Here is a 12,561-nt window from a genome sequence, read left to right as displayed (position 1 = left end):
ATTGGTTTTGGCAATCGGCACGCCGGTGCAGGCGGCGAGACCGAGGGATGCCCCCATCATGACAGCCCAAAACCGGACTCGCATAATCAAGGTTATGTAACTAATTGATCTCATTGGTCAATCACTCCTTCCAGAATTTGGGCCGCGCGGCGTAGTCGGTGCCGAAGGCATTGAGCCCGGCTTGACCACCGCCGAGCGCCGTCAGCAAAGGCCCGAGCGCCTTCAGATCGACGTTGAGGACGGTCGAGCCGCGCGGGGAACGTGACAGCACCAAGCGCTGACCCGGGATCGGGTTCAGGACGAAATCCAGCTCACCATCGGTCAGGCGGAAGCTGTCATAGTCGCTCGATGCCGCTTCGCCGTTCGGAAACAGAAGCTGGTTTGGCAGCGCCTCCAGGATCGACCGGGCTTTCGAGCCGCGGATCTGGCTCGGGAACTGGGTCATCATCACGACGACCACGTTCTTCTTCCGGGCCGTCACCAGCCATTCAGCGAGCTTTTTGGCGAAATACTCGTCGTCGAGGACTTTCCATGCCTCGTCGATCAGGATGAGCGTCGGGCGCTTTTCTTCAATCAGCATCTCGATGCGTCGGAAGAGATAGCCGAGGATCGCGGTGCGCTCGGTGCCGAGATCGAGGATCTCCGTCAGATCGACGGCCGTCACATCATGGCTGGTGAAATCCACCACCGGCTCTTTGGCTTCGCCGAAGACCCAACCATAGCGGCCATCCGGCCCCCATTCGCGCAGGCGCTGCGCAAGGTCGAGACCATCGCCGACGTCCCCAAAAAGCTCCTGAAAGCTCTGGAAGTTCCGCAGTCCATCGCGTGCCTTGCCGTTCTGGGCGACGGCGGATTTGAGCGCCTCGGATTGCAGCGGTGTCATTGGCCCGGAGCGGGATTCCAGGAGTGCAACCAGCCAGTCGAGAAGCCAGGCTTCCCCACGCTCTCCGGCCTCCGTGGCGAGCGGGTTCAGACCCGTCGGGCGTCCAGCACGTACTTCGGCATAGCGGCCACCAAGGGCACGTACCGCCATTTTGAGCCCAGCTTCCTTGTCGAAGATGATGGTCCGGCCCCCTGCCCTCTGGGCCTGGGCGGCAAGGAAGGCGACGGTTGTTGTCTTGCCCCCGCCGGACTTGCCGAGAACGAGGGTATGCCCGTTGGTCGGTTCCGCAATCGGATCACCTGGTTCATGGAAGCTGAAGCGGTGCAGCGAGCCTTGCAGGGTCTGGAAGGCGGTGATCGGCGTTGCCCAAGGAAGGCGTGCTTTTTCCGTGCCGGTGTCGGCGGCATGGAGTGCCGCCATATCCGCGAAATTGATCGACGACACTGTCATATCACGCGCCCGGTAGTCCATGTTGCCGGGATGCATAGCGAAGAACGCCGCTTCGAGCGCTGTGACCTCGCGCACGAGCCGCATGCCGTTTTGATGGGCGATGCCGCGGATGCGGGCGACTTCGCTGTCGAGCGTCGCCTCATCTGAGGCAAATACCGTGATCATCATCTGATGAACGCCAAAGCCGAGCGTGCCGCTCTCGGCCTTGTCGGCCGCCTCGAAAAGCTGCGCCTCGATCGTGGCTGCGATGTCCTCGGAGGCCCGCATTTGGGCGACGCGTCGTTTGACCCGTTCTGTGATGCTGCTGCGCTCAATTGGCGTGTAGCTGTGGGTGATGATCGTATCCTGCGCGGCCCCAAGCGCATCGAGCATTCCGGGCCAGGTCGCATTGGCATAGGATTTGACATAGAGGACGGCGGCAAGTTTCGGGTTGGCGGTACCCTCTTCGATCTCGACCACGCCATTGCGAAACTGCACGGAGGCCCCGGCGGCGTCCTCCGCGAGGAGGCAGTACGGGCTGCGCGGATGGTCCCGCAACTCGCCAGTCAGAAGCGAGGCGTAGAAGCCGACTAGGCTGCCATCGCTGATCTTTATCCGACGGGTCTTTATGCCCAGGCCCGTCTCGAGAATTGAGACGACCTCACGCATTTCTTCCAGCCGACGGGCGGTGTCTTCGCCCCAAACTCGGGCCGCAGCCTTGCCGAACAGCGGAACGGCCAGCGGTGCCACTTGCCGCCGGACTACCGTTAGGATCAGAACCGAGTCTTGCAGGTTGCGGCGGTTGAGCTCCTTGCCCCAGGCCTTTTCAATGTCGGCCGCAAAGCTGAGCCCGTGGATCGGCGCAATGCCGGTCTCTGCGGGCCGCATCATCCTGTGCAAATAGAAGGTGAAACGCTCATCGAGCGTATCCAGGAGGTGTGCGAAACCGCCCCGGAGTGCTGAGACCACAGCCGCACCGGAAGTGACGCCGTCGATGCCGGTCACTTCCAGCGACAGCATCAGCGCATTGTCCCGGGTGCGGACGACTTCGTCATCTAGCTCGATGACGTAAGGCAGATGCGCATAGATCTTCGGGTCCGGTGGGATCAGCGTACGCGCCTTGCCCCGCAAGCCTTCCTTCTCAAGAAACATGACGCCGCCCTTTCCGCAGGATGGCCATCGGCGTCAGCTGCATCATAACGGCAAAGACGTGATGCCCGTTTGGGTTTACCTTGGTTGCCAGACGCGCCAGCCCGTACCAGATCGGGGCAGTCAGGAACCACCAGACCGGCTTGAACAAGATGAAGGGCAGCACGGTCATCGCTCCCACTGCCATGGCATAGGGCATCGGCAGGCCAAGAAACTTGGCTTGCCGCGAGAGCCCGAGGATGACCGCGCTTTTCTCCATGGTTCTTGCCCTGCCTTAGCTGAAGGACGAGCGCAGGTTGGCGACGATGGCTGGACCCGCGAAGACGAGGAAGGCACCGACCACGACGAGCGCCACCCAGGCCCAGCTGATGCGGTTGAAGGCCGCGAGGAACCCGGTCACCACGAAAGCGATGCCGAAGAAGGCGGTCGCAAGGGTTCCCCTGAAGGAGGCCAGAACGCCGGTTGCGACAGTTTCGGCTTTGGTGAACACCACCTGCGCCAGCGCGGGCTCGGATTGCGCCAGAAGAAAGGTGCAAAGGGTCAGGCCCAGAAGAGCCACGTTTTGGTTACGCATGAGGGGTTTGTCCTTCTAGGTTCAGAGCTCGGTGAGGATGCGGTCATAGACCGCCATCACCTTGACGATGTGGGATTGAGTCTCGGCGTAGGGCGGCACGCCGTCATACTTGCGCACGGCTTCGGGGCCAGCATTGTAGGCGGCAAGGGCAAGCTCGAGGCTGCCGAAGGCTGTCATCTGTTCGAGAAGATAGCGCGCGCCGCCGTCGAGGTTTTCGATGGGGTCGGCAGGGTCGACGTTGAGGTAATCAGCTGTGCCAGGCATCAGTTGCGCGAGGCCAAGCGCACCGGCATGGCTGACAGCGCCTTGGGTGTAATTGCTCTCGACCTTGATCATTGCCTGAAAGAATGCCGCCCATTCGGCAGGCGAAAGCTCGAGCCGCGTAAGCGCCGGGTGGTCTTGATAACGCGTGGCAATCAGCCGGATCGAGGGCAGGACATCCCTGGGGGCCGCAACGCCCTTGGTACTGTAAGTCACATCAGCAGCGGCCTCAGCCCCCTCCATTTCTCGGGCCTCTTCTTCAACTGGTACAGGGCGGAGCGGTACAATCAGCTGTCCCTGCCCATCATAGCGCAGAACAGACGTATCAAGCGACGCAAGTTGGACGCCACCCCCCTGCCCTTCAGGCTCATTCCACCGGATCACTTCCGCCCGGGAGGCTCCGCATGCCAGTGCAGACAGCGCCAGCGACAGCAGGCACGTCGAGATGGTCGAGGTTGAGCTTGCCAAAGGCCAGGCCGAACATGCCGATCGGCGAATTGACGATGCGTTCCCGCGCAAGGGCCGTGACCAGCAGGAAACGCTCTCCCGTGGGACTGACAACGTAAAACAACCATTCCCCCGAAAATCGTTCGTCGGGCTTTGGCGCACTGACACACTCGATCTCAACAGTCGCTCCTTCGGATGCGGCCAGCTTGCGGAAGTCACGTTCCAGCAAGACAGGCAATGCGCGCCGTTTGGTATTCATGGGGTCCCCTCGGATCATCTGTTGGGAACGTTGTATCGCAGATTTCCTTATGAAACGACGCCTAACAGAAAGTATGGCGCATTCAATACAAAAATGACAAACACGATAAAAGAGGCATACGAATCCGAACCTGCGGTTGATCCGACGGGTGTGCGATGCTGGCAGTTGCACCTGTCGGTCCTCGAGAAAATGGAGCCAAGTTGTGAGACGCAGACGTTGAGAAAAGCCCAAGAAATATTGCCGGTTTTGCGGCCTTTACGTGCTTTTGAAAGATGTGGCCGAGCACGTGTGTCGCACAGACAAGCGGTGCAACTGGCCGCGATCACTGTGGTCATGTTTGTGAACTCCGCAGCTTTCGCACAACCAGAGGTGATTCGCTGCCTGCCGCCCGATGTGCCTGGCACCGACCTGCCCGAGGCAGTTCTCACTGAGTACCGCGCAGAGATCGCGGCCGAGTTCGAGACCTATTTTGCGGCCGTCAGCACCCATATCGCCTGTCTCGATACCGAGCGCAATCGAGCCCTGTCCGAAGCGCGCGTGGCTACCGAGGCCTATTCAGCCTTCCTCAACATCCCCCCAGCCCAGAAGGACCTCCCGTGAAACCTCTCCTCCCTGCCCTTCTCCTGGGTGTCGGCCTCTCAACCGCAACCGTCACCCCGTCAGTCGCTTACCCGGCAGACTGTGCGATCCTTCTGTGCCTTGCCGGGGGCTGGCCCGCGTCTGCCGAATGCACCCATGCCCGCGCGGTCTTCATTCGCCGCATCACGCCTTGGCCGATAGAGCCGCCGCTGCAGATCTGGAACTGTCCGATGCGTGTGAGTTTCCGGGCCGCGCAACGGCCGCTGGAGCGGCTCTACGACATTGCTGCTCGCAGTAGTCCAGTGCCACTGGCCTCCGAAACGGAAGCGAACTCAGCCCTCATTCTTGTGCAGGACCAAGCGGACGTCGACATCTCGGATACTGCTTTTGATTTTGTTCGATCAATCCGTGTGTTCGAGATCACCTTTCACCAACGTTGGACCGAGAAAGGTGACTGCAAGATCTCGTCTGCCGTCTACATTGGCAGCTACGGGGAGCAGGGCGACTATCATCGCCAGCCCGGCACTTCCGCCTCGGTTCCGACCGCATCAGATCTCGCTGTTCCGGCAGACTGCCGCAACTATTGGCATCGGTCCATCTTCGTCGAATGGCGCGACTATGAAGGCAGCTACGGACACGAAGAGGTTCACTACTGAGAACCTGACCCACGGCCATGCCCCACGTTGAACGAAAAACCGACACCTAGAAACAGAAACGACGCCAGACCATAGGCCCGACGCCGCACTGATTTCCTCGTGGTAGTGAGAACTTAGCGCGAGCTTTGGGTCCGTTCAACCGGCAAATGCCTTTGCCGGAACGAAATTTTGCACGCCTCACGGTCTGGTGTCGCCCCAAGACGGAACGACACATCATGGAACTCACGACCGGCGCCATCCTGCGCCGCATCACCGAAACCCCGCTTTCCACGGCGGCCCATAAACTCGCGACGATCATCCTCAATGGGATCGCCTGGAAGGATGGCTACAACGGGCTTGAACGCGGAACTGCCGCCTTCACCCTCGGCAGTCTTGCCGACAAGATGGGCATATCGCGTCAGCACCTGACCCAGCTGTTGGCGGAATTGGCGTCATCTGCCCTTGGGCTCTTGCGTTGGAAGCCGCATGGCAAATTCGCGCCTTGGCTCTTCCGCTTTGGTGCTGTGGATAACCCTCCAACTGAGCCAGATTTCGTGTCAGCCACAGATGACACATCACTATCTAGAGATTCTAAGAACAAAATGATGTTCGCTGGAAGGATCGAGATAGGGCCTGGGTCAAACGTCTACCGCACGCCTTGGGCTGCGATGATTAAATCAGCGAAGACCGCCCTGCCCTGCTGGAATGTCGATTCCCAGATCATCTGGGACGCGTTCCGAGCGTTCAACAAGGCAAGGGGCAACGAGGAGGTGCCGGCAGGATATCTGCTAGGCTTCATGCGGAAGTGGCGGGCGTCGTCGCCAATTTCAGCTCCAAGGACCAAAGCATGGTCGGAGCCGGCGCGCAAAGAAGATCCCAGAATGCAAGAGCTCCATGACCAGATCTGCGCCGCACCAAGCGCCAACCGGCAGTTTCATGCATCGGATCTGTGCAGGCTGATTGGTCAGGCTGCCTACGAGACTCGTGTCCTCGACGTCGCCCGACGGTTCGGATGTCCGAAGTTCGCCGCAATCCTTGCAGTCCATGGAAGGGCGGTACTGGCAGGGGAGATATCACGTTGATACTGGCCTGACGCGGAAAAGTGACGCTTGTCACTTGCTTTGCCCCTTCTTACTTTGCTGACGGGAAGCATGGATTTCTGTAAAGTTTTAGGCTGGCTAGGCTCCAGGCCAATTGATCGTCAAAGCCGGAAACTGGCGGCAGCGGCGAGGGCGACGGCGGAGGGAAAGGCCTTGGCGCAACGGTTTCAAAGCGGCACCAGTCTTTCATCCGCCGAACATGACTAACGGTGAAGCAGTTGCATTCCTGCGGGCGGAGCTACTGGGAGGTTGCCGATGACATGGACGAGCGTTGTGACGAGTGTAGCGAAGCTGTTGAAATGCGCGTTGTGCGGAATGACGGAGATCGGTGATTTCCGGTACCCTGACGTGAATAGGACAAAGGGCAGGTTGGCATTCACGGCGGTTTCGGCGTCCACCTCGCTGTCACCGACATAGACAACCTGTGACTGTCCCAGCGCCTCGGCGGTAGCGAGAAGCGGCCTTGGGTCGGGCTTGCGCACCGGCAGGCTGTCGCCTCCGAGAACCGCCCCGAACCGCTCGATCAGACCCAGGTGCCGCAGCACCGCCTGTGTCGGCCGCAGGGGCTTGTTGGTGCACACGCCAAGCGCGAAACCCCGTGCCAGCAGGTCGTCCAATGCGGCCTCAACGCCGGGATAGCAGGTGGTCAGCCCGACGGCGTCCACATACCCGGCGGTGAAACTTGCCACCATCCCGGCGTGACGCGGACCGGCCGGATCCTCGCCGCTGGCCTGCAACAGCCGCTCCACCAGATGCGGCACGCCCTTGCCGATGAAACTGCGCACCTCGGGCAGGGTCAGGGGGGGAAAGCCTTCCTCGGCCAGCACGCGGTTGGAGGTGGCATGGATGTCGGGTGCCGAATCGATCAGCGTTCCGTCGAGATCGAAGATGATTGCCGTCATGCCGTTTGCCCCATGATCAGGGCGTTCAGCCCGGAAATGCCGTCAAATTCGGTGAAACCCGCGCGCACCCCAAGCGCCCCGGTAAAATCCTCGCCCACGGTATAGGTCGAGGGCGAGACGACGCAGGCCAGACCTGCGGCGCGGGCGGCGGCAAGGCCATTGCGGGAATCTTCCAGCGCCAGGCAGTGAGCGGCAGGCAGGCCCAGACGCGCCAGCGCCAGCAGGTAGACATCGGGCGCGGGCTTTTTGCGATCCACCTCGTCGCCGGCGGCGATCACCTCGAACATCTCGCCCGCCGGTCGGTCCCAGACCGCCAGCGCCAGCGCCTCGACGTTCGGGCGGCTGGTGGTGGTGGCGACGGCCAGCCGCAGGCCCGACGCTCGCGCCTGATCTATCAGGGCGCCGATGCCGGTACGCAGCGCGATGCCCCCTTCGGCCATCAGCGCGGTGTAGCGGTCGGTCTTTGCCCGGTGCATGGCGGCGATGTCGATCTGAGCTGCGCCGATCTCGGCGATGAAGCGCGCGATCCGCTCCTTGCCGCCGGTTGTGGTCAGAAGTCGCCGGTAATCCTCGACCGACCAGTGCCGGTCGAGGTTTGCGGCCGAAAAGGTGTCGTTGAAGGCGCGGCGGTGCAGCTCCTCGGTCTCGGCCAGGGTGCCGTCCACATCGAAGATCAGCGCCTCAAGCACGAGCGGCCTCGGCTGCGCCCCGGATTGCGCGGATGTTCGCCCCGTAGGCCGCCGGGCTATCGGCGCTGCCCCCCTTGAACACCGCCGAGCCGGCCACCAGCACATCCGCCCCGGCAGCGGCGACCAGCGGCGCGGTCTGAGCCGTGACGCCGCCGTCGATCTCGATATGGATCGGTCGGTCGCCGATCAGGGCGCGCAGACGACGGACCTGATCGACCTGGGTCGCGATGAAGGACTGCCCGCCAAACCCCGGGTTCACGGTCATCACGCAGACCAGATCGACCATGTCGAGAAGCGGTGCCGCCACTTCGACGGGCGTTCCTGGGTTCAGCGCCAGACCCGCCTTGCAGCCAGCGGCGCGGATCGCCTGCAGCGTGCGGTGGATATGCGGCCCGGCTTCGACATGAGCGGTGATGAAGTCGGCCCCGGCCTTGGCGAAGGCGTCGATAAATGGATCGACGGGGGCGATCATCAGATGCACGTCCATCACCGTCTTCACATGCGGGCGGAGCGCCGCCACCATCGGCGGGCCGAAGGTGATGTTGGGCACGAAATGCCCGTCCATCACGTCGATATGCACCCAGTCCGCCCCCTCGGCTTCGATGGCACGGCATTCGGCACCGAAACTGGCGAAATCCGCCGCCAGGATCGAGGGCGCGATCTTCAGCTTGCGCGAGAAGTTCATTTCTTTCCCTCCATTTCTGCGGTTCTGCTGTCCAGCCCGCCGCTGAATACGCGGCTTGCCCGCACGTCGGCCTCGACCAGGGTCGAGAGCGCCTCGGCGTCAAGCGGACCCTCGGCAGCGGCAAAGAGCCGGTTGGCCTGCCGCAGGCGGGCGCGGTCGAAGGCATTGCGGATCGAGCGGGCATTGGCGAAATGCGGCTGCGCCCGGCGCAGGCCGATGTATTCGCCAAAAGCGGTGCGGGCGTCGTCGGTCGCGCGGTAGTTCTGTTCCGCCATCATGTGTTCGGTGATCGCCAGCAGCTCGGCGTCGGTATAGTCGGGAAAATCGATGTGATGCGCGATGCGCGAGCGGAACCCCGGATTGGCGTTGAAGAACGTGTCCATCCGGTCGGCATAACCCGCCAGGATCACCACCAGATCATCGCGGTTGTTCTCCATGATCTGCAGCAGGATCTCGATGGCTTCCTGACCGTAGTCGCGTTCGTTGTCGGGGCGGTACAGGTAATAGGCCTCGTCGATGAACAGCACGCCGCCCATGGCGCGTTTCAGCACTTCCTTGGTCTTGGGCGCGGTGTGGCCGATATACTGGCCGACCAGATCATCACGGGTCACGCTGACGAGATGGCCCTTGCGCACATAGCCGAGGCGTTTGAGCAGCCCTGCCATCTTCAGCGCAACCGTGGTCTTGCCGGTGCCGGGATTGCCGGTGAAGCTCATGTGCAGCGTGGGCGTTAGATGCGTCAGGCCCAGGGTCTTGCGCGCCTTTTCGACCAGCAGAAGCGCCGCCGTTTCGCGGATGCGGGCCTTGACCGGGGCAAGCCCGATCATATCGCGATCAAGTTCGTCGAGCACTTCGCGCACGCCCGATGATTCGTATTCGGCGCGCAGGTCAACGGTTGTGGCCAGCGTATCCACGGCAAGGCTCCTTTCCTGGCAGCGGTCCGCCCCCGGCATCGACCGGGGGCGGCAAGGTTTAGTTAGCGAACGATCTCGTGGGTGTAGCGGACCGAACGACCATTCACTTCCTGCCGGGTCATCCGAATCGTCGGCTCGACCTTCGGCCGGTTGACGATGAAGCTGAGCGTAACCGACTCCACCGCACGAGTGTTGTCGAAGGCATTCAGCCGGATGTAGGCATCGCCGTGGACCTTGCGGCAATCCGCCAGTTCCATCATCACGCCTTTGGGATCCTTGAGGTCAAACATCGGGTTGCCCCACATGTCCCAGTAGATGTTCCGCGGATGCGGGTCATAGCAGTACTCGACCCCGACCGCCCAATCCTTGTCGAGACAGTATTGGATCTGGGCTGAGATCTGGTCGTCGGTCAGATCAGGAAGAAACGAGAACGTGCCTTGGGTGTTGCGCATGGTTGTTCTCCCTACAGGCTGACGGACGGCATCGGGGTGAAGTCCGATGTGTCGGTTGAAGTATAGTCGAAGGTGATGCTGCCCCAGACATCCAGCGCGGCCTCAAGCGGTTTGCACCACTTGGCGGCGGCGCGCAGGATGTCGGGCCCTTCGGCCAGGATGTTGCGGCCTTCGTTGCGGGCAAACACCATCGCCTCAAGGGCGACTCGGTTGGCCGTGGCACCGGCCTGGATGCCCATCGGGTGGCCGATGGTGCCGCCGCCGAACTGAAGCACAACGTCATCGCCGAAGAGGTCGATCAGCTGGTGCATCTGTCCGGCATGGATACCACCCGATGCCACCGGCATCACCTTCAGCATGTCGCCCCAATCCTGTTCGAAGAAGATGCCGCGCGGCAGGTCGACCGGGTTGTGCTGTTCGCGCAGCACGTTGTAGAAGCCCTGCGTCACCAAGGGATCGCCTTCCAGCTTGCCCACCGAGGTCCCGGCATGAATGTGGTCCACCCCGGCCAGCCGCATCCACTTGGCGATCACGCGGAACGAGATGCCGTGGTTCTTCTGCCGCGTGTAGGTGCCATGCCCGGCGCGGTGCAGGTGCAGGATCATGTCGTTGTTCCGGCACCATTCCGACATCGACTGGATGGCGGTATAGCCGATCACCAGGTCGATCATGATGATGACCGAGCCGAGCTCCTTGGCCAGTTCCGCGCGGCGATACATCTCTTCCATCGTGCCGGCGGTGACGTTGAGATAGCTGCCCTTGACCTCGCCGGTTTCGGCGCTGGCACGGTTCACCGCCTCCATGACGTAGAGGAATCGGTCGCGGAAGTGCATGAAGGGCTGCGAGTTGATGTTCTCGTCGTCCTTCATGAAGTCGAGGCCGCCCTTCAACCCTTCGTAGACAACCCGGCCGTAGTTCTTGCCCGAAAGGCCAAGCTTCGGTTTGGTGGTCGCGCCCAGCAGCGGCCGGCCGAACTTGTCCAGCCGCTCGCGTTCCACGATGATGCCGCTGGACGGGCCCTTGTAGGTCTTGATGTAGGCGACCGGGAACCGCATGTCCTCCAGCCGCAGCGCCTTCAGTGGTTTGAAGCCGAACACGTTGCCGATGATCGAGGCGGTCAGGTTCGCGAGCGAACCCGGCTCGAACAGGATCAGGTCATAGGCGATATAGACGAAGTACTGGCCTGGCGTGTTCGGTACCGGATCGATCCGGTACGCCTTGGCGCGGTACTGGTCGGCAGCCGTCAGGCGATCGGTCCAGACCACCGTCCAGGTCGCGGTCGAGGATTCGCCTGCCACCGCCGCCGCGCATTCGATCGGGTCGACGCCCTCCTGCGGGGTCATGCGGAACAGGGCAAGGATGTCGGTGTCCTTGGGCACATAGTCGCCATCCCAGTAGCCCATCTGCGCATACTTCAGCACGCCGGACTTGTAGCGTTCCTTCTTGTCCTTGATCTCGGTGCTGTCGGTATTCTTGGCAGTGTCTGCCATATCGGGGTCCTCCTCGTTCTGGAACTGGTTTCAGGCGGCGTTTGTCAGCGTGGTCTTCGGGTCGAGCGTGCCTGCGGCATAACGGCGGGCCATCTCGCTCATCGGCATTGGCTTGATCTTCGAGGCCTGGCCTGCCGTGCCGAAGGCTTCGAAACGGGCGCGGCAGACGGCGGCCATCGCGTCCATCGCCGGTTTCAAGAACTTGCGCGGATCGAACTCGTCGCGCTTGCCGTTGGCGACCCGGCGAAATTCGGCCGTAGCGGCAAGCCGCAGGTCGGTGTCGATGTTGACCTTGCGAACGCCGTGACGGATGCCGCGGACGATCTCGTCCACCGGCACGCCATAGGTTTCACGCATCTGGCCGCCGTTATCGTTGAAGATCTTCTGCCATTCCTCGGGCACGCTGGACGAGCCGTGCATCACCAGATGGGTGTTGGGCAGCCGCGCGTGCAGCCGCTCGATCACGTCCATCGCCAGGACATCGCCGGTGGGTTTGCGGGTGAACTTGTAGGCACCGTGGCTCGTGCCGATGGCAACCGCCAGCGCATCGACGCCAGTTTCCGCCACAAAGCGGGCAGCCTCTTCCGGGTCGGTCAGCAGCATAGAACGGTCCAGCGCGCCTTCGAACCCGTGCCCGTCCTCGGCCTCGCCATGGCCGGTCTCGAGACTGCCAAGGCAGCCAAGCTCGCCCTCGACCGAGGCTCCGACCATATGGGCAAGTCGGGAGACCTCGGCGGTGATCCGCACGTTGTAGTCGAAATCGGCGGGCGACTTGGCGTCTTCCTTCAGCGAACCATCCATCATCACCGAGGTGAAGCCGTTCTGGATCGCCGACAGGCAGGTGGCGACGTTGTTGCCGTGATCCTGGTGGATGCAGATCGGGATGTCGGGATACATCAGCTCCAGTGCTTCCATCATCTTGGCGAGCATGATGTCGTTGGCGTAGCTGCGCGCCCCGCGCGAGGCCTGGATGATCACTGGCGCATCGACCGCGCGCGCCGCCTCCAGGATCGCAAGGCCCTGTTCCATGTTGTTGATGTTGAATGCAGGCACGCCGTAGGCATGTTCGGCGGCGTGGTCGAGCAGTTGTCTTAGAGTGATTCGGGCCATCTG

At 62.1% G+C, this 12,561-nt stretch carries 15 protein-coding genes; 3 read left to right on the top strand and 12 right to left on the bottom strand.

What is annotated here, in order from left to right; all coding sequences use genetic code 11:
- Window positions 1–121: 121 nt before the first annotated feature.
- From Q8K08_RS00505 to Q8K08_RS00485, 5 genes are all read right to left on the bottom strand, one after another.
- Window positions 122–2,464 (bottom strand): VirB4 family type IV secretion system protein, encoded by a 2,343-nt coding sequence (locus Q8K08_RS00505; protein WP_305248837.1) that lies wholly within the window; start codon window positions 2,462–2,464, stop codon window positions 122–124.
- Window positions 2,454–2,720: a VirB3 family type IV secretion system protein gene (locus Q8K08_RS00500; protein ID WP_305248836.1), complete on the bottom strand. Its 267-nt coding sequence runs from the start codon at window positions 2,718–2,720 to the stop codon at window positions 2,454–2,456. Before Q8K08_RS00500 ends, Q8K08_RS00505 begins: the two co-directional genes overlap by 11 nt.
- Before the next feature lie 15 nt (window positions 2,721–2,735).
- Window positions 2,736–3,035 (bottom strand): TrbC/VirB2 family protein, encoded by a 300-nt coding sequence (locus Q8K08_RS00495; protein WP_305248835.1) that lies wholly within the window; start codon window positions 3,033–3,035, stop codon window positions 2,736–2,738.
- Between the two features lie 21 nt (window positions 3,036–3,056).
- Complete coding sequence (locus Q8K08_RS00490; RefSeq protein WP_305248834.1) at window positions 3,057–3,539, bottom strand: lytic transglycosylase domain-containing protein; 483 nt, start codon at window positions 3,537–3,539, stop codon at window positions 3,057–3,059.
- 124 nt (window positions 3,540–3,663) lie between these two features.
- Complete coding sequence (locus tag Q8K08_RS00485; RefSeq protein ID WP_305248833.1) at window positions 3,664–4,002, bottom strand: hypothetical protein; 339 nt, start codon at window positions 4,000–4,002, stop codon at window positions 3,664–3,666.
- A 93-nt stretch (window positions 4,003–4,095) separates the two neighbouring features.
- Here Q8K08_RS00485 and Q8K08_RS00480 point away from each other — a divergent pair, with 93 nt between their 5' ends.
- The 3 genes from Q8K08_RS00480 to Q8K08_RS00470 all read left to right on the top strand — a co-directional run bounded on the left by Q8K08_RS00480 (window position 4,096) and on the right by Q8K08_RS00470 (window position 6,298).
- A complete protein-coding gene (locus Q8K08_RS00480) occupies window positions 4,096–4,602 on the top strand; it encodes a hypothetical protein (RefSeq protein WP_305248832.1) in 507 nt (168 codons plus the stop codon).
- A complete protein-coding gene (locus tag Q8K08_RS00475; protein WP_305248831.1) occupies window positions 4,599–5,237 on the top strand; it encodes a hypothetical protein in 639 nt (212 codons plus the stop codon). Before Q8K08_RS00480 ends, Q8K08_RS00475 begins: the two co-directional genes overlap by 4 nt.
- 215 nt (window positions 5,238–5,452) lie before the next feature.
- On the top strand, window positions 5,453–6,298 hold the full coding sequence (locus Q8K08_RS00470) for a hypothetical protein (RefSeq protein WP_305248830.1): 846 nt from the start codon (window positions 5,453–5,455) through the stop codon (window positions 6,296–6,298).
- Between the two features lie 221 nt (window positions 6,299–6,519).
- Here the strand turns inward: Q8K08_RS00470 and gph are convergent, their stop codons facing one another.
- From gph to fba, 7 genes are read right to left on the bottom strand one after another with little or no spacing between them, the layout of a single operon-like run.
- Window positions 6,520–7,218: a phosphoglycolate phosphatase gene (gph, locus tag Q8K08_RS00465; protein WP_305248829.1), complete on the bottom strand. Its 699-nt coding sequence runs from the start codon at window positions 7,216–7,218 to the stop codon at window positions 6,520–6,522.
- Window positions 7,215–7,907, bottom strand: a complete 693-nt coding sequence (locus Q8K08_RS00460; RefSeq protein ID WP_305248828.1) for an HAD-IA family hydrolase — start codon at window positions 7,905–7,907, stop codon at window positions 7,215–7,217. The genes gph and Q8K08_RS00460 overlap by 4 nt, the downstream gene beginning before the upstream one ends.
- Window positions 7,900–8,592, bottom strand: coding sequence for a ribulose-phosphate 3-epimerase (gene rpe, locus Q8K08_RS00455; RefSeq protein ID WP_305248827.1), 693 nt, complete (start codon window positions 8,590–8,592; stop codon window positions 7,900–7,902). Before rpe ends, Q8K08_RS00460 begins: the two co-directional genes overlap by 8 nt.
- Complete coding sequence (gene cbbX, locus Q8K08_RS00450) at window positions 8,589–9,545, bottom strand: CbbX protein (RefSeq protein WP_305248826.1); 957 nt, start codon at window positions 9,543–9,545, stop codon at window positions 8,589–8,591. The genes rpe and cbbX overlap by 4 nt, the downstream gene beginning before the upstream one ends.
- A 23-nt stretch (window positions 9,546–9,568) precedes the next feature.
- The gene (locus Q8K08_RS00445; RefSeq protein WP_305248825.1) at window positions 9,569–9,958 is read right to left on the bottom strand and encodes a ribulose bisphosphate carboxylase small subunit; all 390 of its coding nucleotides are present in this window, start codon (window positions 9,956–9,958) and stop codon (window positions 9,569–9,571) included.
- An 11-nt stretch (window positions 9,959–9,969) separates the two neighbouring features.
- Window positions 9,970–11,448, bottom strand: a complete 1,479-nt coding sequence (locus tag Q8K08_RS00440; RefSeq protein WP_305248824.1) for a form I ribulose bisphosphate carboxylase large subunit — start codon at window positions 11,446–11,448, stop codon at window positions 9,970–9,972.
- Window positions 11,449–11,478: 30 nt separating this feature from the next.
- Window positions 11,479–12,558 (bottom strand): class II fructose-bisphosphate aldolase, encoded by a 1,080-nt coding sequence (fba, locus tag Q8K08_RS00435; protein ID WP_305248823.1) that lies wholly within the window; start codon window positions 12,556–12,558, stop codon window positions 11,479–11,481.
- Window positions 12,559–12,561 lie beyond the last annotated feature (3 nt).

This window comes from Pseudotabrizicola sp. (assembly GCF_030684215.1).
Lineage (GTDB): Bacteria > Pseudomonadota > Alphaproteobacteria > Rhodobacterales > Rhodobacteraceae > Pseudotabrizicola.
Note: the sequence above shows the minus strand (reverse complement) of the source record. Positions and strands in the feature narration are given on the sequence as shown.